The following is a 25,207-nucleotide window of genomic DNA, read 5'->3' as shown; positions in this document are numbered from 1 at the left end:
CGTTCCACACGGCACGTACGTCACCTCCCACCCCCCAGCGCGAAGAACGCCTCTCGTAGTTCGTCCGCACCTATGTTAACTTTTGCCATAGGTCGAACGCTTCGTCCGAAGGAACCCGGAGAACGAGAGGACACTTCGCCGATCCCTTTCAATCGTCGTCGGACCGGACTACGCTCTCGGGATCGTCGTACTTCTCCTCGCGCCGCGCCTGTATGTCCTTGATCGCGTGTTCGGGCGGGACGTCCATCGCCGGGTTCTCGTCGAAGAAGTTCACGGGTTCGAGTTTGAAGTCCGCGATATGTACGGGTAAGATCGGCCAGTCCTCCGGTCGGGTGACGTGGTTCACCCCGAGGGTGTACCAGAGCACGAGGTCCTCGCCGTCGAGCGAGCGGTCCGCCTCGGTCCACGCCGGTAGCCCTTCCCTGCCTGCGCTCTGGTTTGGATACTCCCCACCGGGGAACCGTTCGTCCTCGTTGTACGGGGTCGCCCAGAGGTGGTACTCGATGAACCCCGCGCGCTCCATGATGCTGGAGTCGGGCTGGGCGGCCGCCTCCACGTTCTCACCCGGCATGAGCCGGTAGCCGACCGGTTGGCCGAGCGAGTTCTCCTTCTCGGGGTTCTCCACCTGCCAGTACCGGCCCTTCAACGAGTCGATCAGCTCCTGGGCCTCGTGCTCGCTCGCGAGTTTCTCCTTCTCGGCGTAGAAGGCCGCACCCGTCGGGTTGATCCCCTCCACCCCGTTCTCACCGGTCCAGTGGCCTCTACTCTCCCCGTCCCACCTGATCTCCGTATCCGGTCCCTTCGGCACTCGGCGGTTCTCTCTTCTGTACAGCTCGTTCGTCCGGCCGTCGACCGCCACGTCGAGGCGGAAACTGAAGAAATGCTGGTGGACCATCCCCTTCAGGTTGGGTGCCAGCATCTCGAAGAAGCCGCCCGGATCCTCGCCACGTGCGACCGTCCCGTTGCTGTCGATGCCGGTGAGCCGGACCTGCGGCTGGATCGAGCCGTCCTGGTAGAGGTACCAGTTGAACTGGTAGTCGTAGTTCCCGACGGTGGAGACGAACGAGATCACCAGTCGGCGGTTGCGTCTGACCTCCGTCGTTCCGGTACGCCAGTCGGTGTGTTTCCAGAGCGTCCCGAAATCCTCCTCGTGGAGACAGATCGCGTTCGGGACGACCAGCGCCTCGCCCGAGCCGTCGTTCATCACCGCGTCGAAGTAGTGCATGTAGCCGAGACAGTCACAGCCTTCGGCGAGCGAGTTCGCGAGCTTCCCGACGTTGTACTCGCCGACGTCCCAGGCGTTCTTCCAGTTGTGGTTCGGATCGCGGTCGCCGTATGGCACCGCCATCTCCGCGAGCGACGCCCGGTCGAGGACCTGTCGTACGTCGCCGTCATCCTCGTAGCCGACGTCGTAGAGCACGAGCCCCTCGCGCTGGGTCCAGCCCACTCGGAGGTGCCAGTTCTGCCACTCGACCTTTCGGCCGTCGACGCTCCAGCTCGGTCCCTCCGGCTGGTCGACGTTGTACGGCTTCAGATCGGTTCGGAGCTCGCGTTCGTCCTCCCGGTACGGGGCGTCCTCAAGGTCCTCGTAGACGTTCTCGACCTTCTGGCCCCGATCCAGCACCTTCACTACCTCCATCTCGTCGAGGTCGACCCAGGCGTGGAGCCCGTCCATCGGTCGGGCGTAGCCGTTGTCCTCCTCGCTCGTTCGGACCCAGGACATCGCGTGGGCGAGCCGCCGGTCCCGGTCGACGTCCTCGGGAACGAGGTGGTAGCCGGCCGACCAGGGGTCGACGATCGCGAGGTCGAAGTCCTCCACGCCTCGCTTCGCCGCCGCTTCGCGCCACTCCTCGTTCGCCTTCACCGTCTCCTCGCACGCGTCGAACTCCTCTAGCGTGATCGCAGGCTGTACCCCAGAGCGCTCCTTCCACTCGGTTACGCCCTCCTCATCGAGCGAGACGGTCGCCTCGTAGGTCGTCTTCTCGTCCGTATCGCGCAGGATCACGAAGGCGTTCCGCTCGACTTCGGTCCCGCTCTCCTCGTGCCCGCCGACCGCCTCCTTTCCGGGTTCGTCGAGGACGATCTCGATGTAGCGAGTGCGGTCGTCGATCTCGCGTTCGTCTTCGAGGATCTTCCGCGTTCGCTCGATCTCCGACGCCGAGAGCGGGTCGTACGGGTGGTCGGCTCGTTCGGTGGTCTCCGTCGCCATAGGCGCGCTATCCCACCGAGTCGTATTGGGTCTTGGTACGTGTTAGCTTTCAGCTGTGTTCTGGCGGAACCCGGCGCTCAGTCCCCCCGTCGTCGTGCGTGTAGCCCTCGTCACCGTCCAGGACACCTTTCTCGGCGAGCGCGGCGAAGGGAGCGTCGGCGTCATCTCGTCCCCGAGCAGGTCGCGTCCGAGGTGTCGGTGAACGAACTGACCCAGAAGAAGGCGAGCACGAGCGCGATCGAACTCGTGGGGTGGCCGATCCCGAGGCCGACGACGCCCGCGAACAGGGGGACGAGGTCCATAGCTCACCCGGGGTTCGAGAGCGGAAACCGGGTGTTATCACCCGGATAGCGAAGCCGTAGTACACCAACGTTATTCGGGGGGCACCCGAGGTCGCGGTCATGCGAACGAGCCTCAACGTCCCGGAGGACCTGCTCGGCGAGTTCGACGAGACGTGGCAGGCGGAGGGTCTCGACTCCCGTTCGCGGGCGATCCGCGAGGCGATGGCCGAGTACGTCGAGAGCCACACCGACCTCGAACGGGTGAGTGGAACGGTCGCCGCGGCCGTCGTCTTCGACTACGAACACACCCACGTGATCGAGGCACTCCACGACGTCCAACACGAACATCAGGAGGTGATTACAGCGACGAGTCACACCCACCAGGGCGAGTGGTGTCTCGAGACGGTCTTCTGTCGGGGCGAGGCCGACGAGATCAGGGAGTTCGTCCACCGGGTGAAGGACTTCGACCGGGTGCGGAGGGTGACCGTGATGGTGTTGGGTATCGAGAACTAGAGCCCGCCACGGCCGCTGTGGCGACTACGGCGGGTCCCGGACGAGCGTCCGTTTCTCGCACGTCGCACCCGATCGGGGAAGGAGTTATCGTCCGAGGTACCGTTCGAGCCGATCCCGCCGGAGCGAACGATCCAGACGGCACCGAGGACGAACAGGCCGGTCGAGAGCACGATGACGAGCAGCGTGTTCACCGCGAACGGGACGAACGCGGTCGTGATGCCGATACCGACGCCGTTGACGAACAGCAGCGAGCCGAGGGCGAGGAGACCGACGTTGAACGAGCGGACGCGTGCGCTCGGAAGGGAGCTCTCACCTCGCGTTCGTCGGTCGAGCGAATCCATGTCCGATCCGTTCGCTCGCACCCACCATGAATCTCAGTCAGCCTCCCGTCAGACGCGACTACGATCGGGTTACGTATCCGGAGTGCCTACCCCCACTCGATGTACCTCGCCGACCAGAGCTGGCCCGACCTCGAGAGCTACTTCGAGTCGGAGTCGCTCGCGCTCGTCCCGCTCGGCTCGACCGAACAGCACGGCCCACACCTGCCCGAGGCGACCGACCACCTCATCGCGGAGGGACTGGCTCGGGAGGCGGCCGACCGGACCGGCTACCTCTGTACGCCGACGATCACCGTCGGCGTGAGCCCGCACCACCGCCAGTTCCCGGGGACGATGTGGGTCGACGCCCCCGCGTTTCGCGACTACGTCGAGAGCTTCTCGCGGAACCTCACCTACCACGGGATCGACCGGATCGTCTACGTCAACGCCCACGGCGGTAACGTCGTCCATCTACGCGAGGTCGGCCGCCGGCTCCACGAAGAGGGGATCGCCTACGCGATCGAGTGGATGTGGGACGAGTCGATCCCCGACCTCGTACGAGAGGTCTTCGAGCGGAACGGCCCGCACGCCGGGCCGAAGGAGACGGCGATGATCCAGCACCTCGCGCCGGAGCTGGTTCGCGAGGAGGAGTTCGAATCGGCCAGGGAGGGCGGCGTTCCCGATTATCCGCCGGAGACCTCCACCCGCTTCGGCGCACGCACCTTCTACGACGCGGCGGACAACTCCCCGAACGGGGCGTTCGGCGACCCGACCGACGCGACGGCGGAGAAGGGCGAGCGGATCTTCGAGGCGGCGACCGAGCAGCTCTGCCGGCTCTGTGAGTGGCTCGCGGACCGACCCCGCGACACGCTGATGCCGGAGCCACGCGTGCGGACGGAGCGATGAGCGGGCGGATCGTCGCGATCCACGTCGCCCCGGGACAGGGCGCGCCGGTCGAGGGGCGAGACTGGATCTACGCGGTCGCCGGCCGGGGGCTCGAGGGCGACCGCTACTTCGACGACGAGGGGACCTTCCGCGAGCGAGACGGGAGCGACCTCACGCTGATCGAACGCGAGGCCATCGACGCCGTCGAACGCGAGTACGGTATCGCCCTCGAACCGGGCGTTCATCGGCGGAACATCACGACGAGGGGGATCGCGCTCAACCACCTCGTCGGCGAGCGGTTTCGGGTGGGGAGTGCGCTCTGTGAGGGCGTCGAACTCTGTGAACCGTGTTCGTACCTCGAACGCCACCTCCAGACCCAGGGGGTTCGGGAGGCGCTCGTTCACCGGGGCGGCCTGCGAGCCCGGGTCCTCGAGGGAGGACGGATCGAACCCGGTGAGGCGGTGACAGGGCCGGATTCGGAGTGAACGGTCACCACCAGCAGTTCTATCCCGGCCGAATGTCGAGGTCCGGTATGAGACGGGACGAGAGTCTCCCGACGGGATCGCACCCCGGACGGGTCTCGCTCAGGGTAAACGACCTCGACCGGGCGAGTGTGTTCTACACGGACGTCGTGGGACTGGTGGTCGAGGACCGCGAGAGCGGGCGACCGACGCTCGGTACCGGCGAACGGCCACTCCTCGAACTGGTGGAGGACCCGGACGCACCGAAGCGAACTGAACGCGAGGCCGGACTCTTTCACACGGCGTTTCTCGTCCCGTCTCGGAAGGCGTTGGCCGACGCGCTCGAACGGCTCGACTCGCACTGGCGGCTCACCGGCGCGTCCGATCACCTCGTGAGCGAAGCGCTCTACACCCGCGACCCGGAGGGAAACGGCGTCGAGATCTACTGCGACCGGGAGCGAAGCGAGTGGCCCGAGACGGACGACGGAACCCCGGGGATCGACACGCTCCCGCTGGACCTCGAAGAGTTGCGTGCGCTCGACGCTGGCGAGGAGACCCTCCCGAGGGGAACGAGGATCGGTCACGTCCACCTCGAGGTCTCCTCGCTCGACGAATCGGGGGCGTTCTACGCCGACGACCTCGGATTGGACGTGCGACAGGCAGTCGGGGACTCGGCGCTCTTTCTCGCCGTCGGCGACTACCACCACCACCTCGCGCTCAACACGTGGAACCGTCGGTCGGACCCCCCGAAAGGGAGAGGTCTCGCATCGTTCGAACTCGTCGTTCCCGACCGGGACACCCTCGAGCGGATAGCGGAGCGAGTGCCCGGCGACTCGATCGCCTCGGCCTCCGAAACCGCACTCGAACTGGAGGACCCGGACGGGATCCGCGTCTCGGTCACGACGGCCGGCTATTGATATCGTCGTATACGATTTACCCAGCGTACGATCCGACCCCGTCGAACGAGTCGGTAGCGACGGCGTCGGTGAGCGCTGCCACGTTCACGTCGCCCAGTTGTCCGGGGTACTTCCGCTCGAAGTAGCCGAGGAGGTTCTCGACGTCGCGTTCGAGGAGGTCCCTCGCGTTCTCGTGGTCGGTGGGGACCGCCTGTGGCCAGTCGAAGACGGTGATCCCCTCCTCGCTCACGAAGACGTTGTACTCGCTCATGTCGGCGTGGACGTAGCCGAGGCGGTAGGCGTTCGCCATCTCGGCGAGGATCGCCGAACAGATCGGTCGGACCTGCTCGTCGGTCAGCCGCGTGCGCGAGAGTTCGACCCCGTCGATCAGCTCCATCACGAGCGCGTGGCGGTTCTGGTCCTCCGGTCGCGGGACCCGCACGTCGGGGTAGAGTGCCTCGAGGACCTCGTACTCCCGTTCGGCCGCCTTCCGCGCGGTGTAGAACCAGGAGACGTGGTCGTGACTCGCGGTGTAATCGCGCTCTCGGTTCACCTCACGGAAGTTGGTATAGCCCTCGCGGTGGAACTTCAACGCGAGCGAGCGGTACGAACGGACCTCGTAGACGTCGCTCTCCTTTCCGACGCCCAGCGGCGCGCCGAAGCCGTCGATCGTGTCCCGCTTCGCGAACGTGCGCAACGCGAGCGCGTCGTAGCCCGCGAACCGCAGCCGGAGTCCCTCATACTGGATCGTCTTCCGCTCGACGAGTTTGCGTTCGAGACTTCGGCCGAGTCGGTAGTCGACCTCCTCGCGGGTGAGCCCGGAGAACTCGGGGAGCTTGCCCCGGTCGACCCACTCGCTGAAGCGCATCCCGTGTTCGACACCGGAGAGCAGGTGGAAGTCCTCGGCCTCAAGGTCGGCCATCACGCTCGCGACGTTCCCTGCCATCGCACACGCTACGACAGCGGTCGGTAAAAGGGACCCGTCACGGCTCGTAAATCGTATACCACGATAGTAAACCCGGAGACGGGCCCGACGGAAACTGCTTTCATCCCCCCGGGCGGAGTACCCGAGAGACAGACATCACATGGCGATCGACCGGCAGGAGGCAGTCGAGGCGTTGGAACGGCTCGGGCTCTCGAACTACGAGGCGAAGGTGTTCATCGCCCTCCAAACGCTCGGGGACGGGACGGCGAGGGAGGTCTATCGACTGGCCGAGATCCCCCGATCGCAGGTCTACGGCGCGGCCGAATCATTGGAGGAGCAGGGCCTCGTCGAGATTCAGCAGTCCTCACCGATGCGGTATCGGCCGGTGAGCATCGAAGAGGCGAGGACGATCCTCCACGAGCGCTTCGAGCAGGAACGGGACCGGGCGTTCGACTACCTCGAGACGGCCCAGGAACGCTTCGACCCGGAGGGCGAACAGCGCGAGGACGTCTGGTCGCTGCAGGGTCGCGAACACGTCGACGCCCGTGTCGAACAGCTCGTGGGCGACGCGGAGGCGACGGTCCTGTTCGGCGCGAGCGACGTGACGCTCGTTCCGGATCCGATCCGGGACGCGCTCGTCGAGAAACGTCGGGGCGGGCTCTCGGTACAGGTGATAAGCGAGAGCCCCGAGGTACACGAGCTGTTCGAGGGACGGGAGATAGGGACGTACTACCCCCCCGAGCAGGACCAGTCGAGACACGGCGGTCGGCTGCTGGTCGCCGACGGCGACGCCGTCCTGCTGAGCGTCCTCACGGAGGGCGACAGCGGCGGGCAGGAGGCCGCCATCTGGAGCGAGGGAACGGGTCTCGCGACCGTGCTCGCGACGATCCTCGCGAGCCTCTTCGACGAGTCGAGCGGCGCGGTTCGAAGCTCTTAAACGCGTCTCCGGGGTAGTTCGGACGACTCGCTGGAGACGGGCACCAGCGGGCACCCGTCGCGCGACGGGCCGGGATGTGGCCGCACCCGCGGCTGAACCACGAAACGCCCGTGGTGAAACACGATGGCACGAAGCTTCTACTCACACATCAGGGAGGCATGGAAGCGCCCGGACGAGGGCGCACTCGGAGAGCTCCAGTGGCAGCGGAAACAGGAGTGGCGCGAACAGGGCGCGATCGAACGGGTAGAGCGCCCGACGCGGCTCGACCGCGCGCGCGAACTCGGCTACAAGGCGAAACAGGGCATCGTCGTCGCGCGCGTGAGCGTCCGCAAGGGGACGGCCCGAAAGAGCCGCTTCCGCGCCGGCCGGCGTTCGAAGCGCCAGGGTGTCACCCGGATCACCCGCCGCAAGAACCTCCAGTCGATCGCGGAGGAGCGCGCGAGCCGGAAGTTCCGGAACCTCAGAGTACTGAACTCCTACTGGGTCGGCGAGGACGGCTCACAGAAGTGGTTCGAGGTGATCCTCGCGGATCCCGAACACCCCGCGATCCAGAACGACGACGACCTGAACTGGATCTGTGACAGTGGACAGAAGAGCCGGGCGTTCCGCGGCAAGACGAGCGCCGGGCGGAAGTCCCGCGGGCTGAGAAAACGCGGGAAGGGGACGGAGAAGACCCGCCCGAGCCGCAGTAGTCGGAAGTAGCGGATCGACCGTTTTCGTACGGAGCCGGCCGGCCAGCGGTACCCACCGTCGGATCCTCGGGTCGGCCACGCGCTTATTACCGCGACAGTGGAACTAGTCGTATGAGCGGCCTCTCGCTCGATGCGACCCAGCTGGACCGGTACTCCAGACACATCATCATGGACGAGATCGGCCCGGAGGGCCAGCGCGCGCTGCTCGATTCGTCCGTACTCGTCGTCGGCGCGGGCGGCCTGGGCTCCCCGATCATCCAGTACCTCGCGGCGGCGGGCGTCGGCACCCTCGGCATCGTCGACGACGACGTCGTCGAGCGCTCGAACCTCCAGCGCCAGATCGTCCACGGCGACGCGGACGTCGGCGAGCCGAAAGTCGAGAGCGCCGCACGCTACGTCGAGCGACTGAATCCCCATACCGAGGTCGAGACCCACGACCTCCGGCTCGAACCCGAGAACGCGGAAGAACTGGTGGGCGGGTACGACCTCGTCGTCGACGGCTCGGACAACTTTCGCACCAGATACCTCGTCAACGACGTCTGTACGCTCTCCGGGACGCCGTTCTCTCACGGCGCGATCTACAAGTTCGAGGGACAGGTCATCTCGTTCCCCGCTGACGACGGCCCCTGTTACCGCTGTCTGTTCCCGGAAGCCCCCCCGGCGGGGACGGTTCCGGACTGCGCGACGACGGGCGTGTTGGGCGTGCTCCCTGGCACCGTCGGCTGCATCCAGGCGACCGAGGCGGTGAAGATGATCGTCGGCGTCGGCGAGACGCTCTCGGGGCGGATGCTCGCCTACGACGCGATGGACATGACGTTCGAGGAGGTCGAGATCCGGAAGAACCCCGACTGTCCCGTCTGCGGGGAGGGGGCGATCGACTCGATCGAGCAGGTCTCCTATGCGGAGGAGGGCTGTCGGGTGAGCGCGGACTGACCGATCTACCGGCGGTCGGGTCAGTCCTGGCTTCCGGTGCAGAACAGCGTCAGGGTGTACTCGAACGTCGCATCGGTGGCCAGGCTGGTCCGGCTGGTCGCGACGATCCGATACGATCCGGTCTGTTCGAGCGTTACGTCGTCGATTGAACCATCCCGAACGCGTCCCGTCCCGTCCGTCTGAGCGATCGCTGCACCATCGGGATCGAGGAGGTACAGCATCCCATTCCCGATTTCACTCCCCATCCGCAGCGAGACGGTCTGGCCGCGTCGCCCATCGAACGCGTAGTTGTCGTGGTAATGCTCCGGTCCGCGGAACCCGGTCAGATCGTCGGTCGTCAGCTCGCCCACGACGGACTGTCCACACGCAATGGGGTAATACTCGTCCGGTTCGGGGAGATCGTCCGGTTCGCACTCGAGGGTCAGTTTATAGGGGTTCGATTCCGGGGAGATCGATGTTGGGACCGACACGCCGAACGTGTAGATCCCCTCTAAGGCGCTCGGGATCACCATCTCGATCGGGGACTCTGGGCTGTTGATGAATCCGACCATGCTCCCCCTCGGATCCCGGAGCTCCAAACTCCGTACTCCGTCCAGGAATTCGATGCGCACCGTCATCTCCTGTCCCCGGCGACCCTCGAACTCGTATTTGTCGGTCGGCGGTGGATCCAGTGGGAACCGGTCCGGGTCGACCCGAACGTCGCCACAACGGGTCTCACCGCACGCAATCGCTCGGGAGTGGATGGGGATATCGGGACCACAGGCGATCCCCAGTTCGTAGCTGAAGTATGCCTCCCAGATGGACGTCACAAGCAGGGTGTATCGACCGTCGGCTGGAACCCTTCCCCAGAGATACGATTCCCCCAAATTATTCGATTTTTGACTGATCAGCCTCCCATCCCTGATACCGTGGGTGAACACCCGTTCCCCGTTTTCGTCCAAAAGATCGACATCGGCGTGGTTGAAGAAACCGTTCTGTTCCCACTGATGGTCCGGATCCCCGATTAGTGTTGCCCTGATGATTTCTCCTCCCTGAAGGTCTACCTCGTACGCATCGTGAACAGCCGTCGGTTCGTGAAGATTGTAGCCGGCAGTATCGTCGGGGGTCAGTTCGCCCTGCACGACATCACCGCAACAGATGTGTTCGGTATCGCCAATCAGCTCCCGTGTCGTCTGGCAACTAAGAGAAAGTTCATACTCGAAGTACTGGTCAGCATACCTACTCGTCACAAGGATCGTATATTGACCCGTCTCAGGCACGTGATATCGGAATCGGTTAGGGTGAGCTAAGAACGAGGAATACGTCGGTAAGGTTATGATCTCCTGATTCGGATCGAGGAGAATCAGCAACGGATGCATGTGGGATCTGGAGCAATCCACAGAAAAGGTAAGGTGCCGACCCGCATTTGCGGCGAACTCAAAGGCGTCGTGCGGGACGGGCATGACTTCAGGGAAGTCCACACCTCCCGCCTCGTGAAAGCCATGTGCGTCATCTTCTGTGAGTTTCCCAGAAATCGTCTGGCCACACTCGATAGTGTCGGTCGGCCCGATTGGGTCTTTATCCTCTTCTGCTGCCGCACCAGTAATACCGGTCATACCGATTCCTGTTGCAGCGATTCCCGTGAGGAACCAACGCCGACTTCCGGGTAGCCTCTCGTCTGTCCATTTTCGAGATTCGTTAGCCATAGGCGACCACAAGGATACCGTCAGCATCCTTAGTAGTTAGTATTTCTTCCAAATAATCAATTGTGTTGATCGAAAACCAGGTTCGGTCGGTGATCTCGGTCCGGACTTCGACCCATAGAGCGATTAGAGGTATCTAGCGCCATTCTGATCGAATTTGGGTGCCTCCAAGAAGAACTAGCCGTATCGGTACACCGAACGGCTCTCACAACGCCGAGAATCGCCTCAGATCGTAATTCATCCGTTATGGTCGTAGCTGATTCCCCGCTTAGGGCGGCGGTCGGGGGTGACTGATCCCCCCGATCCCTGCTCCATCTTGTAGTGGATCGATGGACCATCGGTATTTTACGGAAGTCTCGCGGACCGTACACCGACCGTCGGGAGGCCGCCCGTCGCAACCGCTTTGTCCACACGCTCGGTACCGCGAGCATGACCGACCTCGCCGACCGGGAGTGGCGGCTGATCCGCGAGGAGTCGTGGGACGGTCCGACGAACATGGCGCTCGACGAGGTGGCCGCCGAGACCGCCGCGGCAGGGGGCCCGCGCACACTGAGAGTCTACCGCTGGGAGCCGAGCACGCTCTCGCTCGGCTACCACCAGGACCCGGAGACGGTCGACTGGCAGTGTACGGACCGGGAGGGGATCACCGTCACACGTAGGCCGACCGGCGGCGGCGGGATCTACCACGACTCGGTGGGCGACGTCTCCTACTCGATCGTCGCGCCCGCTGCGGAGCTCCCCGGGAAGCTCATCGACTCCTATCACCTGCTCTGTGAGCCGGTTCTGGAGGGGTTCTCCCGGATGGGCGTCGACGCCCGGTTCGCCGAGGTGCCACAGCCCGAGATCCACCACCCGGCCTGTTACCTGCGCGAGCTCCACCCCGCACACGACGTGGTGGCAGGTGTGGAGGGGAGGAAGGTGAGCGGCAACGCGCAGTACCGCCAGCGCGAGACGGTGATCCAGCACGGCTCGCTCACCTACGAGGTTCGAGCGGAGGCGCACCTCGCGGTCTTCGCGGATCACGGGGTGAGCGAGCGGGCGTTCGAGGACCGGGTGACGGGGATCTTCGAGGAGAGCGGAATTCCGAGGGAGGAGGCAGTGCGGGCGCTCGAGACCGCCTTGGCCGAGTGGACCGACGCGGAGGAGGGCTCCTGGACCGGGGCCGAACTCGACCGTGCGGAGGAGATCGCCGAGGCGAAGTACGACGACGACCGGTGGACCCGCGAACGGATCGATCCGACCGGCTGAAGTGCCCGCTCTCACACGTCCCAGTATGGACGAGGTGATCCGCGCACACGGCCACGAGAACGTGCGCGCCGAACACGCGAGCACGTTCGAGGTGACGACCGACGACTGGCTCACGCCCGCGGGCGACTGTATCCTCGCGGTGGAGGCCGACCGCGCACCGGCCGACTTCGATCCGGCGTTCGTCGACGCCTGCCGGGACGGGACTGCGGCGATCAGCGCGACCGTCGCAGTCGACGGCCACGAGCAGGTCGTCCGTGGCCGTGGCCACCCCGACCTCACGTTCGAGAGCGACCGGAGCGCGGTCGGTCGGACGAGCGAGTACGTCGACGACCGGACCGTGCTGGTCGGGGCGGAGTACGCCGCGAACGGGTTCGAACGGGAGCTCGTCGACGCACTGGTCGAGGGTGTAGAGCTCTCTCTGACCCTCTCGGTCGACCGGTAGGTGAGGGTAGCGTCGGTCACGGACCGTCGACAGCGGTAGCTCGTAGCCATCGCCGAGGAGGAACCCCTGACCTCATCCGAAACCACCGTTCTCCCCTTCTGCCGGAGAGACGTCCCAGCGAGACCGTCCACCGGCGTCGAGCGGAGTGCACGTCCCGACGGCCGCCTCTCGCGGTTCGTATACGATATATCGGTATATCAAATGATAGTCACTCTCGATAAGGTGGGCGATCGGTCTGGCCGGCGTCGGTGGGGGATAAGTGGATACGCTCCGTAGGCCGAGACGATGGCAGACGAGCCGGAGGTGAACATCAGCGGGGGAGTCGAGGGCGGCGGTATGGCGGCCGAGTTCGAGCCGAGCGAGGCCGAAACCCGCGCGGAGCGGGTGATCGACCTCCTAGGTGAGCGGTACTGGCAGAAGACCTACGGCGGCCAGGACGCCTTCACCTGTCTCGTCCGGACGATCCTCTCGCAGAACACCTCGGACAAGGCGAGCCAGCCCGCCCACGACGCGCTGATGGAACGGTACGGGGGGAGCGGGGTCCAACGCACCTCGGAACGGCCGAGCGGGGAACGCCCGCGAGCCGGCGACCTCGTCGAGGCGCTCGCCGAGGCAGAACGATCCGACCTCGCGGAAACGATCAGCTCCGCGGGGCTGTACAACCAGAAGTCGGCGGTGATCATCGACGCCGCGGTCGAGATCCGAGAGGAGTTCGGCGGCGCGAGCGAGTTCGATACGTTCGTGAAGGACGGGGAGCCGAACGAGGTCAGAGAGCGCCTGCTCGAGATAAATGGCGTCGGGCCGAAGACCGCAGACTGCGTCTTGCTCTTCTCCGGTGGCAGGGGTGGGGTCTTCCCGGTCGACACCCACGTCCACCGGATCTACCGACGGATGGGTATCGCTCCTCCCGACGCGGACCACGAGGAGGTCCGGGAGGTGCTCGAACGGGAGGTTCCCCCCCAGAAGTGCGGGTTCGGCCACACGGCGAGCATCCAGTTCGGCCGCGAGTTCTGCTCGGCGCGAAAGCCCGCCTGTCTCGACGGCCCCGAGGCCTGTCCGCTCTACGACCTCTGTGACCGGGTCGGGATCGACGAGATCGACGAGACGGTCGTCGACCCTGCCGATGCCGATTAGTGTAGTTTCAGCTCGACCCGCCGCCCGTCGGGATCGCGGACGTACGCCGCCCAGTCCCGGCCGTAGGCACCCAGCCGCTCGATCGGCTCGCCCTCCTCGACCTCGACGGCGGCCTCGCGAAGCTCTTCGAGTAACTCCTCGATCGCCCTCTTCGTATCCGTCTCGTTCGAGCGTACGAGGAGGCAGACGTGCTCGCCGCCGACGTCTATCTCCTCGTCGGTCGGCACGAGGTGGAGGTGTCTCCCGCCCGCGACGACCGCGACGAACGGCACCTCCTCCCGCTCGAAGCGCTCTCGATCCCTGATCGGCAGCCCGAGCAGGTCGTGATAGAACCCGAGCGCTCGGTCGATATCCGAGACACGGATCGCGACGTGGTCGATGTCCGAGACCTCGATCTCCATGGTGGGCGTAGGTGTGGAGAACACAAAGCTCGGCGGGTCAGTCGGTCCGACCGTCACGGAGGGCACGCTCTCGCAGGTCGGTGTGATACGCCCACACCGCTCCGACGATCGTTCCCACGAGCAGTCCGACCCCTCCCCCGATCGATGCGCCGAACGTTCCGCCCAGGAGCGCGAGCGAGATCACGACGGCGTCCTTGTAGTCCATGAACGATCGTTATAGTCGACCGGTATAACGATTGCGGGAGAACGGTGGCCGTGCTGCCGGCACGAGTGCGGTCGCAGGGAACCGGCCGCGCTCGCAGGGTATGGACAAACCCGACATGTCAGCAGTAGCGAGGAGAGAACGACCGCCGGGCGGTCCGGGCTCAGTACTTCGGCTCGGCACCGGTGATCGCGTAGACCTCGTCCATCACCGCGTCGCGTTTCGCCTGCCAGGCGGCGAAGCCGTCGGGGTGTCTCGGGTACTCGTCGTAGACATCTTTCAGCTCCGCCGCTCGCTGGCTGACCCGGTAGAGCTCGTAGAGCAGTCCCCAGTGACCGAACGTATCGAACAGCGTCGTCACCTTCAGCCCGAGGCTCATCGAGGCCGTCCCCTCCTTGCCGAGCGCGTCGACGAGCTGCTGACCGGGCAGTGCGGTGATCACGCCGACGAGGTCGTCCAGATCGTGGGCGCCGCCGAAGATGTTGTAGAGGTCCATCGCGGCGAAGCGCTTGCCGAAGTCGGTCATCACGCGGTGGTTGTAGTTCCAGAGCGCGGACTCGCTCACGTCGTCCTCCCCGATGGCGTCGATCGCTTCGAGCGCGGCCCAGTGCCCCGCCTTCGCGGCACCGGGGATGCCCCCACCGGTCGTCGGGTTGACGTGACCCGCTGCGTCTCCGACGGCCATCAGCCCCGGCGCGACGGCCGAGTCGTACGGTCTCCTCGTGGGGAGCGCCGCCCCGAGTTTGTCGGTCACGCGCGCGTTTTCGAACTCCGGACGGTCACGGAGGTCGCGTTTGAGCACGTCCACCAGCTCCATGGGCTCCTTGTTCATCTGGAAGCCGAGACCGGCGTTGATCTCGGTACTGGTCCGCGGGAAGTACCAGAGGTAGCCCAGTTCCTCGGTCGGCTTGAAGACGATGGCGTCGTCCCACGGAACCGGCTCCTCGACCTCGACGACCTCTCGATACGCGGAACAGAACTGCTGGTAGCTCACGTTCGTGTCGAACGAGGTGCCCGAGAAGTCGGCCTTGTCCTGCAGCACCGAGAGCGCTCCGGCCGCGTCGATGACGACCTCGGCCTCGTATGTGCGCCGTTCGCCGTTTCGCTTCGCGGTGACGCCCTGCACCCGGCCGTTCTGGACCACGTCCTGGACCACCGTATCGTAGTGGATCTCAGCGCCCTTTCGATCCGCCTCCTCCAGGAGCACCTCGCCGTAGCGTTTCCGGTCGACGATCGCCCCGCCGTCGGGGAACGGGATGTCGATCGACTCGCCGGTCTGTGGGTTCTCGAAGATCGCCCGGCGAATACCCTGGTTCGTGAACGACTCCTCTCTGAGGTACTCACGGTCGATCACGTCGGGGAACGTGCTCTTCCCCTTGATCGCGTCGCCACAGGCGATGTGACCCGCCGTCTCCTCCGATTTCCGTTCGATCAACACCACATCGACACCCTCGTCGGCGGCGGTCGCCGCCGCGAAGGCCCCCGCCGTTCCTCCCCCGACGACGACGATGTCGTGCGATTCGGCGCTCATACTAGGGCGTGTTATACGGTGCGGTACATAAAAGAGAGGTAATCGATTCGTGACAGTTCGTCGTCGAACGAAGGACAGAATCGCTCACGCGCTTCGAGGGCCCTCGAACAGCCGGTCGAAAAAGCGGCCGACGAGGAGTGCCCAGAGGCCGACGCCGAACAGTACGAGGAGTGGAGCGGTCGCGACACCCCCGTCGACGCCGGCGGCGAGCGATCCACACCCGACCGCGAGCGCGGCCGCACCGACTGTCTCCAGCCGTTTCCCTCTATAGAACTCCACCGTGGCGAGCGCGAGCAACAGGAGCGCGAGCATCCCCGCCAGCGCGGCGATCGGAACCGCGTCGTACTGGCCGAGCGCGAGGACGCCGACCGCCATAGCTCCGAGCGCCGACGCTACGTCGTCGAGCGATCGCTCCATCGACGGAAAACTATCGAGGGTTTATGTAACTATTTCTATGAGTACTGGTCAGTAGAACTCGCGGACGAGGTCGTCGGCACCGTCCGGGGCCCCCTCGGGCACGTCGGCCATGCTCTCGGAGAGACCGAGGCGTTTCTCGTAGCCGACGCTCGACTCGTCCTGGTAGAGCACGCCCGTGTAGACCGTGTCGAAGTCCATGATCTTCTCGCGGGCGGCCTCGTAGTCCGTCGGGTCGTGGCCCTCCTCCTCCAGGTCGACGATCGCGTCGCGGAAGTAGTCGTACGTGTCGACGTCGTTGAACGTCACGCAGGGGCTGTAGGTGTTCACGAGCGCGAAGCCGTCGTGTTCGATCGCCTCCTCGATCACCGCGGCGTGGCCCAGCGCATCGGAAGAGAACGTCTGGCCGATGAACGTCGCTCCAGCCGAGAAGGCGAGCGCGAGCGGGTGGACGGGGGACTGTTTCGTCCCTTCGGGTGACGTCGACGTCTCGAAGTCCTCGCGGCTCGTCGGCGAGGCCTGCCCCTTCGTCAGCCCGTAGATCCGGTTGTCCATCACGACGTACGTCATGTCGACGTTCCGTCGCACCGCGTGGACGAAGTGACCGGCGCCGATCGAGTAGCCGTCGCCGTCGCCGCCGGCGACCATCACCTCGAGTTCCGGGTTCGCGAGTTTCACGCCCGTCCCGAGCGGGAGCGCCCGGCCGTGGACGCCGTGGAGCGCGTAGCTGTGCATGTACGTGCCGATCTTGCCCGAGCAGCCGATGCCCGCGACGAGGAACGTGTTGTCCGGGTCGTTGCCCGTGTTCGCGAGCGCCTTCATCATCCCGTTCATCGTCCCGAAGTCCCCGCAGCCGGGACACCAGGTGGGCTGTTTGTCGCTCTTGAAGTCGGTGAAGTGTGCCTGTGTCTCTGAACTCATGCGGTGACCTCCGGTTCGACGCCGTCGAAGACCGCCGAGATCTCCTCGGCGAGTTCGTCCGCGGCGAACTGAACCCCGTTGTACTTGTTGATGCGTTTCACGCGCGTAAGCGTGTCGTGTTCGATCAGGTCGGCGAACTGTCCGGTCGCGTTACACTCGATCACGACCGTCTCCTCCGCAGCCTCGACCGCCTCGGTCAGATCCGGCCGCGGGAAGATATACGGCACCGAGATGAACCGCGCGTCGATGTCGAACTCCGCCATCGCCTCGCGGATCGCCCCCTCGTTCGACCCCCACGAGACGACGAGGTTCCCCGAATCGGGGTTCCCGAACTCCCGGGCCGACCAGTCCTCTCGCTCTCTGGCCGTCTCTACCTTGCGGTTTCGCTTGTCGACCTGCTCGACACGGACCTCGGTGTCCTCGGTCCGGCGGCCGAGTTCGTCGTGTTCGAGTCCCGTCGACATGTGTGCGCCGTTCGCCGTCCCGGGGAGCGCGCGGGGGCTGATGCCGTCCTCGGTGTTCGCGTGGGCGCGGAAGTGGCCCTCGTCGTCGAGCCACTCCTCTATCTCCTCCTCGGGGACGATCTTCCCGCGGTCGTTCTCGACCGCGTCCATGTCGAACTCCTCGGGCGAGAACGTCTGTTCGGTGACCGCCATCGCGAGGTCGCCGACGAGATACACGGGGGTCTGGTACTTCTCGGCGAGGTTGAACGCCTCGACGGTCTTGTGGAAACACTCGGCGACGGTCGTCGGCGCGACGACGAACCGGGGGATCTCTCCGTGGCCGCCGTAGAGCAGCATGTTCAGGTCGCCCTGTTCCTGTTTCGTCGGCATCCCGGTCGAGGGACCCGAGCGCATCACGTCGACGATCACCATCGGTGTCTCCGAGGTGGCGACGAGTCCGAACGTCTCGGTCATCAGATCGATCCCGGGTCCGGAGGTCGCCGTCATCGCGCGCGCGCCGGTCCGCGCCGCGCCGAGGGTCATGTTGATCGCCGCGAGTTCGTCTTCCGCCTGAATGACGGTGCCCCCGAAGCGGTCGATCCGGCCCATCAGGTACTCCATCACTGCGGTAGCTGGCGTGATCGGGTAGCCGGCGTAGAACTTGCAGCCGGCGGCGATCGCGCCCATCCCGATCGCCTCGTCTCCGTTCAACAGGACGTAGTCCTCGTCGGTCGTCTCCAGGCTGTAGGGGTAGTCGTGGTCGTAGTTCTCGTAGACGTAGTCCCGGCCCATCCGGGCGGCCTGCTGGTTGTTCTCCACGAGCTTCGAGCCCTTGCTCCCGAAGCGTTTCTCGAGCGAGCTATCGAGGTACTCGATGTCGAAGTCGGCGACCGCGCAGGCCGCCCCGAGCGCGACGACGTTCTGCATGATCGCACCGCCGGCGTCCTCGGCGAGCGACTTCAGCGGGACGTCGAGGCCGACGACCTCCTCCGGGATCTCGGCGTCCCACGAGCGCTCGCCGTCGTAGATGATCACGCTCTCGTCGTGGAGTTCCTCCGTGTTCTCGTCGATCGTCCGCTGGGTGAGCGCGACGAGGACGTCGAGGCGGTCGACGACGCTGTCGACGCGGTCGACGGACGTGCGGACCTTGTACGCGGTGTAGCCGCCCCTGATCCGGGAGGCGAAGTCCTTCGAGGTGAAGACGTGCCGCCCGGCGCGTGAGAGCGCCTGGGCGAAGATCTTCCCCGTCGAATCGATGCCATCGCCGGCTTCCCCGCCGATGGCCCAGTTGAGGTCCTCGGGCATGTGATCTTGAGGTTGCCCTCGCCGGTGCAAAAGCCTTCTGAACCGTTCAGCGCTGCCGGACGGCGCCGACCTGCCACCGGTGAGAGATACCCGGTTTCGAGTGAACGTCGGGCTCCGATCGACGCCGTCTCTCCGAGGGCTCCGAAACCGCGGGGACTATGCCCGCCGCGCGAGAACCGGGAGCCATGAACGCGGAGGTCACCGTCCACTCTGTCGCCGAGGTCGGAGCCGACACCGTCGCCCTCGACCTGGAGAGCCCCGAGGGGTTCGACGCCGTCCCCGGCCAGTTCGTCAAACTCACCGCGCGGGTCGACGACGAGCACGTCTCGCGCTTTTACACCCTCTCCTCGCCCGACGTCGGGGAGACGTTCGAGATCACCGTCGGGGTCGACCCGGAGGGAAGCCTCGGTCCCTGGCTCGCCGAGAGCGAGGGCGAGACCGTGCGGATCGAGGGGCCGTTCGGCAGCGCCCACTACGAGGGGGAAGCCGAGAGCCTCGTGCTCGCGGGCGGCCCGGGCGTCGGCCCCGCGGTCGGCATCGGCGAACGCGCGCTCGCCGACGGCAACGAGGTCGCCATCGTCTACCGCGACGACGAACCGGTCCACCGAGAACGCCTCGACACGCTCTCGGAGGAGGGCGTCACCGTCGAGTTCCTCGCGGAAGAGGAGGCGCTCGAACCGGTGGTAGAAGAGCACCTCGACGGCCAGCAGGTGTTCGTCTACGGCTTCCAGGCGTTCGTCACCGAGGCGGTCGACGCCGTCGAGGCGGCCGGCGGGGAGAGCGACGCGGCGAAGGTCGAGAACTTCGGCTAGGATCCCTCGGCGGAGGGCGCAGGAGCGTTTCGTCGACCGGCCGGTCAGATCCCCAGGACGATCCCGGCGAGACCGAGGAAGATGAAGAACCCGAGCACGTCGGTCGCGGTGGTGATGAAGATCGTTGCCGAGGTGGCCGGGTCCTTCCCGATCCGATCGAGCACGAGGGGGATCGTCGTCCCGAAGAAGCCGGCGATCACGAGGTTCAACACCATCGAGACACCGAGTACCAGCCCCAGCAGCGGGCTCTGGTTGAACACGGAGGCGATGAGCGCAACGAGCACGCCGGTGATCGTTCCGTTGGCGGCGCCCGCGACGATCTCGTTCACGACGACGCGCCCGCCGGTCGCGAGCGATACCTGGCCGAGTGCGAGGCCGCGGACCGTCACCGCCATCGACTGCGTCCCCGCGTTCCCACCCATCCCGGCGACCACGGGCATGTAGACCGCAAGCAGCGTGAACGCGGCGATCGTGTCCTCGTAGAGGCCGACGACGGCCGCGGCCAGGAACGCCGTCCCGAGGTTGAGGATCAGCCACTTGTACCGGTTGCGGACCTTCGAGAGCGGCCCGTCGAGGATCCCCTCCTCCTCTGCGACCCCGGTGAACTCGTAGAGCGTCCTGCTGGCCTCCTCCTCGACGATCCGGAGCAGGTCCTCCGCGTAGATGACCCCGAGGACGGTGTCCTCCTCCTCCTCGTCGTCGAGGACAGCGACGGTGCTCTCGGGGTTCGAACGGAAGACCTCGATGACGTCCGACTGGTCCTCGTCGAACCTGACCCACGGTGCCGCCTTGACGAAGTCGGTGATCGACTCGCTGTCGGCGTCGGTCATCGCCAGCGCAGGCCCGGGGAGTTCGCCCAGCAGCGTGTCGTCCTGCATGACGAGAATCGTCGGAAAGCGACCGGTGCGCTCCTCGTACCGCTGGACACGTCTCCGCACGTCCCCGAAGCTCCGGTCGTATCCGACCGTCACGTAGTCGAGGTTCATCAGCCCCCCCGCGGTCTCGGGATCGAACTCGAGCAGGAGTTCGATCTTCTCGCGGCGGCTCTCGTCGAGCTGTCGGAGGAGAGCCTCGCGCGTCTCCTCGTCGACCAATCCCAGTACGTCGGTCGCCTCGTCCGGATCGAGCCGACGAACGAACCGCGTCAGCTCCCCCTCGCCGAGCTCCGCCACGAGGGTCCGCTGGACGGATTCGGGCAGGCCGAAGAACACCTCGCGCCTGTGCTTCCAGGGGAGGGTCTGAAACGCCCGATCGGGCGAGGAGGAGGTGGCTATCCGTTGTCGTTCCTCGGAGAGGTCCACGGACATGGCGCTGGTATCTCCCACCCCACCTAAACCGTTTGGATAACCCCTTCACACCGGAAGCGATCGGCCGATCCGGACCGGTGTGGTCGGTGCGCGCCCGCCGCAGGCCCAACCGCTATCCGAAACTCGTCCCTCCGTTCGCTCGATGGTTGATTCTCTCACCTGTGGCGACGTACCGTGCGCCTCGGGAATGCCGACGCTCGGCCTCGGCACCTGGCAGAACGACGACCGCGACCAGTGCGTCGAGAGCGTGAAGACCGCGCTCTCGACCGGCTACCGGCACGTAGACACCGCCCAGGCCTACGGCAACGAGGACGCCGTCGGCGAGGCGATCGCCGAGAGTGACGTGCCGAGAGAGGAGATCTTCCTCGCGACGAAGGTCTGGATCGACGATCTGGACTACGACGACGTGCTGGAGAGCACGGAGGAGAGCCTGAAGAGACTCGGCGTGAACGCGGTCGACTTGCTCTACGTCCACTGGCCCGCACGCGAGTACGAGCCGGAGGAGACGCTCCCGGCGTTCGACGACCTCCGGGACGAGGGGAAGATCGACAGGGTCGGCGTCAGCAACTTCGAGCCGGAGGACCTGCGGACTGCGACCGACCACCTCGACGCACCGATCTTCGCGAATCAGGTCGAGTGCCACCCGAAACTCCCCCAGGAGGAGCTTCGGGAGGTCTGTCGCGAGATGGGGATCGAACTCGTCGCCTACTCCCCGCTCGCCCGCGGCGAGGTGTTCGACGTGCCCGAACTCGAGGCGATCGCGGAGGACCACGACGCGAGCGCGGCGCAGGTGAGCCTCGCGTGGCTCCGCGAGCACGGGATCACCGCGATCCCGAAGGCGACGGGGAGAGAGCACATCAGGGACAACTTCGCCTCTCTCTCGCTGTCGCTCTCGGCGGAGGAGGTGGAGACGATCGACGGGATCCCGGAGCGAGAGCGCACCGTCGACCCCGACTTCGCGCCCTGGTAGGCGACCCACAAGGGTAATATATCTGAATAAATATGTTTCCGCTATGGCCGTACAGTCCCGACGGATCGGGGCGATCGGAGCGATCCAGCTAGACCTCCGACGTCTCCACGAGAGCTGGATGGAGCTGCTGTTCCCACGCCAGCGCGACGCCGCCCACTCGGTGCTCGGAAAGTGGACGCCTACGACGAGGAGCGGGTGGGCCGCCTACAGGGCCTGGGCCGCCCTCGGCGCGCTGCTCGTCGCGCTCGCCTACCCGCTGACGCTCGCCGGCTTCGCGCTTCGCTTTCACTCCCGGCGCATCGACCGGCTCGCGGCCGGTCTCGGCGTCGCGGGCGTGATGGGGCTGTCCGTCGTCGTCTGGGGCGCGCTCACGGCGATCAGCTGGTTCCAGTTCGCCTACAGGGGAGAGGAGATCGTCGCAGTCGTCGCGGCCGCGGTCGTCGCGACGCTCGCGGCGGGCGCGGCGGTCGTCCTCGCCCGGATCGGCGGGCGCGCGGTGACGGTCCTGCTCGCCTACCCCTCGGCGATGACCGCGCTCTTTTTACCCCCAGTCGTCGCGGCGCTGTTCTCGCCGACCGTCGGCGCGGTCGTGCTCCCCGGGAGCGACGCGCTCGCGATCTGGTTGCTCGACGAGCTCCTCGTCTACGGCGGGATCGAGAGCTACCTCCGTGGACACTACTCGCTGGAGGGAGTCGCGTACGTCGCGATGTGGTTCGCGATCGCCGTCCCACTGGGGTGGCTACTGGGGGTTCTTGTGACGCTCGCCGACGTCGTCAGGCCGCGAGCGTGACGGTTTCTGCCGATTCGATCGATACACAACGCCTAAGACCACCCCGGGAGTAACTTCGCCAGCACGATGTCACTCGCAGACACCGTGCGGAGGTGGCTGGATGACGACGCGGCCGTCATCTACGAGTGCAGAGAGTGCGGGACGGCGCTCGATTCGGACGAGTTGATGTGTCCGTCCTGTGGCTCCACCGACGTCTCCGAGTACGACGTCAGGTGACTCGTAGAACACGCGGTGTCGCTCCGATTCATCCGTCCCGTCGCACGCGGCGGGACGAGACACCGACTGCGAGTGCGATCGCCGTCGGGAACCGACACGCCTCATTCCGACGGCGACCAACGGAGGGCATGGAGTTAGATACGACGAAGACGGCCGTCGCGTTCCTCGCGATCGTCGGGGTCGGCGTCGCCGTCCTGCTCACCAGGCCGGTGGGGATGACGACGGAGACGGTGCTGATGATGGTCGCGCCGTCGATGATCGTCTTCGGGCTGCTGGCGCTCGCGATCGGCGTGAAACACGGCGAGTACCGCGCGACGCACTAAGTTTTCGAACGCTCAGTACTTCGCCTCGGCGCCGGTCGTCTCGTAGATCCGATCCATCAGCGCGTCGCGTTCTCGCTGCCAGGCGGCCAGTCCCTCGGGCGAACTCGGATACGCCTCGTAGTGTTCCAAGAGCTCGTCGGCGAGCTGTTTCGTCTGATAAAAGGTCCAGATCACGCCCCAGTAGCCGTAGCTCTTCACCGCGGCCTGCAGCTTCAGCTTCCAGCCGATGTCCGCGCTGCCGGAGTAGAGCGCGTCCGAGAGCTTCTGTCCGGGGAGGGCCGCGAGCAGCCCCATCAGGTCGTCGGTCTCGACGGCGGTGGACATGACGTTGTAGACGTCGAGGGCGGCGAACCGCCCGCCGAAGTGCTCCATCACCCGCTCGTTGTAGTTCCAGAGCGCCTCCTCGGAGCGGTCGCCCGATTCGAGCGAGGCGACGATCTCCTCGCCCGCGTACTCGCCCGCGTAGGCCGCTCCCGCCATCCCACCACCCGTGGTGGGGTTGACGTGACCCGCCGAGTCACCGACCGCGACCATGCCGGGTGCGACGGCCGAGTCGTACGGTCGTCGGGTGGGCAGCGCCGCGCCGAGTTTGTCGGTCACGCGCGCGTTTCTGAACTCGGATCGGCTCCGCAGGTCTCGTTTCAGGTCGTCGACGAGCTGCATCGGCTCTTCGGTCATCTGGAAACCGACACCGGCGTTGATCTCCGTGCTCGTTCGTGGGAAGTACCAGAGGTAGCCCGCCGCGCGTTCGGTCGGCTTGAACACGAGCGCGTCCTCCCACTCGACCGGCTCCTCGACCTCGACGATCTCTCGATACGCGGAGGAGAACTGCGAGTAGGTGACGTTCGTGTCGAACGTCGCCTCTGAGAGGTCCGCCCGATCCTGGAGGATCGAGAGCGCGCCCGCGCCGTCGATGACGACCTCGGCGCTGTACTCGATCGGCTCGCCCTTTCTGATCGCTCGCACGCCCTCGATCCGGCCGTTGGGCTGGACGACGTCCTGGACCACCGTGTCGTAGTGGATCTCCGCGCCCGCGTCCTCCGCGCCCGCGATCAGCTGTCGGCCGTACTCCCAGCGGTCCAGCACCGCGAGTTCGCCGGGGATCGGGATCTCGACGACCGTGTCGTGTTCGGGGAGTTCGAACCGGCCGTGGTCGACGTCGGTGTTCGTCATCGACGCCTCGATCCTCGACCGGGGGATCGCGGTCGGGAAGGCGTCCGAGCCCTTGAGCGCGTCGCCACAGGCGATGTGGCCCGCCTCCGTCTCGGATTTCCGCTCTACCAACGCGACGTCGTAGCCCGCCCCCGCGACGGTCGCCGCGGCGTAACAGCCGGCCGTGCCGGCGCCGACGACGACCACGTCGTGCTCGCGCGTGCTCATACACGCCTTCCCGGCCCCGCGGAGAAAACTCTTGCCAGATTTCCGTCGGCCGCGCGAGGACGGAAGTGAGGAAGGGTTTTTCATAGACCTCTTCGTATCCGGGGCTATGACTGCCCACACCGTCGAGTTCGTCACCACCGGCGAGACGATCGAGGTGAAAGAGACCGAGACGATCCTCAAGCGCTGTCTGGAGGAGGGGATCGCCCAGGAGTACTCCTGCCGCGTCGGGATGTGTCTGGCCTGCTCGGCGGAGATCGTAGAGGGCGAGGTCACGCAACCGGCCGCCCGCGGACTCACCGAGCAGGAAGCCGAGCGGTTCGCGCTCACCTGCATGGCACGGCCGCTCTCGGACCTGAAACTCGATCGCGGGAAGTACCCGCCGAGCATCGAGGGCGACGCCGCGGCGGGCGGTGCGGACTCCGCTGGGGCCGCCGCCGACGATTAGTCGAACCGACCGAGCAGGCGAAGCTACGGATGTACGTCATCGAACGAGTGAACGTTCGCGAGGAGGACGCTACTGGCAGGAGAGATCTCGACGTGACGGTCGATCTCGTCGATCGTTGAGAGGGTGATCCATCGAGCGTCGTCCTCTCGGCGAGGAACGCCGGAGACGAAACCGTCGACGTCGGAGGTCATT

30 protein-coding genes are annotated in these 25,207 nt (G+C 65.9%); 16 read left to right on the top strand and 14 right to left on the bottom strand.

Annotated elements, in window-relative coordinates; all coding sequences use genetic code 11:
* Positions 1-148: 148 nt before the first annotated feature.
* Both V2L32_RS08270 and V2L32_RS08265 read right to left on the bottom strand, forming a co-directional pair.
* Complete coding sequence (locus V2L32_RS08270; RefSeq protein ID WP_331236012.1) at positions 149-2,209, bottom strand: primary-amine oxidase; 2,061 nt, start codon at positions 2,207-2,209, stop codon at positions 149-151.
* A 161-nt stretch (positions 2,210-2,370) separates the two neighbouring features.
* Positions 2,371-2,511, bottom strand: coding sequence for a hypothetical protein (locus tag V2L32_RS08265; RefSeq protein ID WP_331236011.1), 141 nt, complete (start codon positions 2,509-2,511; stop codon positions 2,371-2,373).
* Positions 2,512-2,610: 99 nt separating this feature from the next.
* On the opposite strand from V2L32_RS08265, the gene V2L32_RS08260 reads away from it, so the two are divergent.
* Positions 2,611-3,003 (top strand): CopG family ribbon-helix-helix protein, encoded by a 393-nt coding sequence (locus V2L32_RS08260; RefSeq protein ID WP_331236010.1) that lies wholly within the window; start codon positions 2,611-2,613, stop codon positions 3,001-3,003.
* Here the strand turns inward: V2L32_RS08260 and V2L32_RS08255 are convergent.
* Positions 3,000-3,344, bottom strand: a complete 345-nt coding sequence (locus V2L32_RS08255) for a hypothetical protein (protein ID WP_331236009.1) — start codon at positions 3,342-3,344, stop codon at positions 3,000-3,002. The genes V2L32_RS08260 and V2L32_RS08255 overlap by 4 nt on opposite strands.
* A gap of 99 nt (positions 3,345-3,443) precedes the next feature.
* Here V2L32_RS08255 and V2L32_RS08250 point away from each other — a divergent pair, with 99 nt between their 5' ends.
* From V2L32_RS08250 to V2L32_RS08240, 3 genes are read left to right on the top strand one after another with little or no spacing between them, the layout of a single operon-like run.
* Positions 3,444-4,226 carry a creatininase family protein gene (locus V2L32_RS08250; protein WP_331236008.1) on the top strand — a complete coding sequence of 261 codons (783 nt, stop codon included), beginning with the start codon at positions 3,444-3,446 and terminating at the stop codon, positions 4,224-4,226.
* The gene (locus V2L32_RS08245; protein WP_331236007.1) at positions 4,223-4,690 is read left to right on the top strand and encodes an MOSC domain-containing protein; all 468 of its coding nucleotides are present in this window, start codon (positions 4,223-4,225) and stop codon (positions 4,688-4,690) included. The genes V2L32_RS08250 and V2L32_RS08245 overlap by 4 nt, the downstream gene beginning before the upstream one ends.
* Positions 4,691-4,737: 47 nt before the next feature.
* Positions 4,738-5,583 (top strand): VOC family protein, encoded by an 846-nt coding sequence (locus V2L32_RS08240; RefSeq protein ID WP_331236006.1) that lies wholly within the window; start codon positions 4,738-4,740, stop codon positions 5,581-5,583.
* A gap of 16 nt (positions 5,584-5,599) precedes the next feature.
* Here V2L32_RS08240 and V2L32_RS08235 read toward each other — a convergent pair whose 3' ends face one another.
* Positions 5,600-6,508: a serine/threonine-protein kinase RIO2 gene (locus V2L32_RS08235; protein WP_331236005.1), complete on the bottom strand. Its 909-nt coding sequence runs from the start codon at positions 6,506-6,508 to the stop codon at positions 5,600-5,602.
* A 139-nt stretch (positions 6,509-6,647) separates the two neighbouring features.
* Here V2L32_RS08235 and V2L32_RS08230 point away from each other — a divergent pair, with 139 nt between their 5' ends.
* The 3 genes from V2L32_RS08230 to ubaA all read left to right on the top strand — a co-directional run bounded on the left by V2L32_RS08230 (position 6,648) and on the right by ubaA (position 9,049).
* Positions 6,648-7,424, top strand: a complete 777-nt coding sequence (locus V2L32_RS08230) for a TrmB family transcriptional regulator (RefSeq protein WP_331236004.1) — start codon at positions 6,648-6,650, stop codon at positions 7,422-7,424.
* A gap of 123 nt (positions 7,425-7,547) precedes the next feature.
* Complete coding sequence (locus V2L32_RS08225; protein ID WP_331236003.1) at positions 7,548-8,126, top strand: 50S ribosomal protein L15e; 579 nt, start codon at positions 7,548-7,550, stop codon at positions 8,124-8,126.
* Positions 8,127-8,227: 101 nt separating this feature from the next.
* The gene (ubaA, locus tag V2L32_RS08220) at positions 8,228-9,049 is read left to right on the top strand and encodes an SAMP-activating enzyme E1 (RefSeq protein WP_331236002.1); all 822 of its coding nucleotides are present in this window, start codon (positions 8,228-8,230) and stop codon (positions 9,047-9,049) included.
* A gap of 20 nt (positions 9,050-9,069) precedes the next feature.
* On the opposite strand, the gene V2L32_RS08215 is transcribed toward ubaA, so the two are convergent.
* Positions 9,070-10,644: a hypothetical protein gene (locus V2L32_RS08215; protein ID WP_331236001.1), complete on the bottom strand. Its 1,575-nt coding sequence runs from the start codon at positions 10,642-10,644 to the stop codon at positions 9,070-9,072.
* A gap of 516 nt (positions 10,645-11,160) precedes the next feature.
* On the opposite strand from V2L32_RS08215, the gene V2L32_RS08210 reads away from it, so the two are divergent.
* From V2L32_RS08210 to V2L32_RS08200, 3 genes are all read left to right on the top strand, one after another.
* On the top strand, positions 11,161-11,979 hold the full coding sequence (locus tag V2L32_RS08210) for a lipoate--protein ligase family protein (protein ID WP_331236000.1): 819 nt from the start codon (positions 11,161-11,163) through the stop codon (positions 11,977-11,979).
* A gap of 25 nt (positions 11,980-12,004) precedes the next feature.
* Positions 12,005-12,421: a DUF371 domain-containing protein gene (locus V2L32_RS08205; RefSeq protein ID WP_331235999.1), complete on the top strand. Its 417-nt coding sequence runs from the start codon at positions 12,005-12,007 to the stop codon at positions 12,419-12,421.
* Positions 12,422-12,706: 285 nt separating this feature from the next.
* Positions 12,707-13,555 carry an endonuclease III domain-containing protein gene (locus V2L32_RS08200; RefSeq protein WP_331235998.1) on the top strand — a complete coding sequence of 283 codons (849 nt, stop codon included), beginning with the start codon at positions 12,707-12,709 and terminating at the stop codon, positions 13,553-13,555.
* Here V2L32_RS08200 and V2L32_RS08195 read toward each other — a convergent pair.
* The 6 genes from V2L32_RS08195 to V2L32_RS08170 form a co-directional block, all read right to left on the bottom strand.
* Positions 13,552-13,956 (bottom strand): VOC family protein, encoded by a 405-nt coding sequence (locus tag V2L32_RS08195; RefSeq protein WP_331235997.1) that lies wholly within the window; start codon positions 13,954-13,956, stop codon positions 13,552-13,554. The genes V2L32_RS08200 and V2L32_RS08195 overlap by 4 nt on opposite strands.
* A 37-nt stretch (positions 13,957-13,993) precedes the next feature.
* Entirely contained in the window at positions 13,994-14,161 is a 168-nt protein-coding gene (locus V2L32_RS08190; RefSeq protein WP_331235996.1) for a hypothetical protein, read from the bottom strand.
* A gap of 160 nt (positions 14,162-14,321) precedes the next feature.
* Positions 14,322-15,689, bottom strand: coding sequence for a geranylgeranyl reductase family protein (locus tag V2L32_RS08185; RefSeq protein ID WP_331235995.1), 1,368 nt, complete (start codon positions 15,687-15,689; stop codon positions 14,322-14,324).
* Positions 15,690-15,773: 84 nt separating this feature from the next.
* Positions 15,774-16,106: a hypothetical protein gene (locus tag V2L32_RS08180; protein WP_331235994.1), complete on the bottom strand. Its 333-nt coding sequence runs from the start codon at positions 16,104-16,106 to the stop codon at positions 15,774-15,776.
* A gap of 48 nt (positions 16,107-16,154) precedes the next feature.
* Positions 16,155-17,024, bottom strand: a complete 870-nt coding sequence (locus V2L32_RS08175) for a 2-oxoacid:ferredoxin oxidoreductase subunit beta (RefSeq protein ID WP_331235993.1) — start codon at positions 17,022-17,024, stop codon at positions 16,155-16,157.
* Positions 17,021-18,772: a 2-oxoacid:acceptor oxidoreductase subunit alpha gene (locus V2L32_RS08170; protein ID WP_331235992.1), complete on the bottom strand. Its 1,752-nt coding sequence runs from the start codon at positions 18,770-18,772 to the stop codon at positions 17,021-17,023. The genes V2L32_RS08175 and V2L32_RS08170 overlap by 4 nt, the downstream gene beginning before the upstream one ends.
* 185 nt (positions 18,773-18,957) lie before the next feature.
* On the opposite strand from V2L32_RS08170, the gene V2L32_RS08165 reads away from it, so the two are divergent.
* The gene (locus tag V2L32_RS08165) at positions 18,958-19,584 is read left to right on the top strand and encodes an FAD-dependent oxidoreductase (RefSeq protein ID WP_331235991.1); all 627 of its coding nucleotides are present in this window, start codon (positions 18,958-18,960) and stop codon (positions 19,582-19,584) included.
* A 44-nt stretch (positions 19,585-19,628) separates the two neighbouring features.
* Here the strand turns inward: V2L32_RS08165 and V2L32_RS08160 are convergent, their stop codons facing one another.
* Positions 19,629-20,891, bottom strand: a complete 1,263-nt coding sequence (locus tag V2L32_RS08160) for a magnesium transporter (protein WP_331235990.1) — start codon at positions 20,889-20,891, stop codon at positions 19,629-19,631.
* A 142-nt stretch (positions 20,892-21,033) separates the two neighbouring features.
* Between V2L32_RS08160 and V2L32_RS08155 the strand changes: the two genes are divergently transcribed.
* The 4 genes from V2L32_RS08155 to V2L32_RS08140 all read left to right on the top strand — a co-directional run bounded on the left by V2L32_RS08155 (position 21,034) and on the right by V2L32_RS08140 (position 23,190).
* Positions 21,034-21,861, top strand: a complete 828-nt coding sequence (locus V2L32_RS08155) for an aldo/keto reductase (RefSeq protein WP_409348410.1) — start codon at positions 21,034-21,036, stop codon at positions 21,859-21,861.
* Positions 21,862-21,904: 43 nt separating this feature from the next.
* On the top strand, positions 21,905-22,651 hold the full coding sequence (locus V2L32_RS08150) for a hypothetical protein (protein ID WP_331235989.1): 747 nt from the start codon (positions 21,905-21,907) through the stop codon (positions 22,649-22,651).
* A gap of 66 nt (positions 22,652-22,717) precedes the next feature.
* Positions 22,718-22,867 (top strand): hypothetical protein, encoded by a 150-nt coding sequence (locus V2L32_RS08145; protein ID WP_331235988.1) that lies wholly within the window; start codon positions 22,718-22,720, stop codon positions 22,865-22,867.
* 128 nt (positions 22,868-22,995) lie between these two features.
* Positions 22,996-23,190 carry a DUF7333 family protein gene (locus V2L32_RS08140; RefSeq protein ID WP_331235987.1) on the top strand — a complete coding sequence of 65 codons (195 nt, stop codon included), beginning with the start codon at positions 22,996-22,998 and terminating at the stop codon, positions 23,188-23,190.
* Positions 23,191-23,202: 12 nt separating this feature from the next.
* Here the strand turns inward: V2L32_RS08140 and V2L32_RS08135 are convergent, their stop codons facing one another.
* Positions 23,203-24,570, bottom strand: a complete 1,368-nt coding sequence (locus V2L32_RS08135; RefSeq protein ID WP_331235986.1) for a geranylgeranyl reductase family protein — start codon at positions 24,568-24,570, stop codon at positions 23,203-23,205.
* Positions 24,571-24,676: 106 nt separating this feature from the next.
* Here V2L32_RS08135 and V2L32_RS08130 point away from each other — a divergent pair, with 106 nt between their 5' ends.
* Positions 24,677-25,015, top strand: coding sequence for a 2Fe-2S iron-sulfur cluster-binding protein (locus V2L32_RS08130; RefSeq protein ID WP_331235985.1), 339 nt, complete (start codon positions 24,677-24,679; stop codon positions 25,013-25,015).
* A gap of 23 nt (positions 25,016-25,038) precedes the next feature.
* Here the strand turns inward: V2L32_RS08130 and V2L32_RS08125 are convergent, their stop codons facing one another.
* A complete protein-coding gene (locus V2L32_RS08125) occupies positions 25,039-25,206 on the bottom strand; it encodes a hypothetical protein (RefSeq protein WP_331235984.1) in 168 nt (55 codons plus the stop codon).
* Position 25,207 lies beyond the last annotated feature (1 nt).

Source organism: Halalkalicoccus sp. CGA53, from assembly GCF_036429475.1.
In the GTDB taxonomy this organism is placed as follows: domain Archaea; phylum Halobacteriota; class Halobacteria; order Halobacteriales; family Halalkalicoccaceae; genus Natronorarus; species Natronorarus salvus.
Note: the sequence above shows the minus strand (reverse complement) of the source record. Positions and strands in the feature narration are given on the sequence as shown.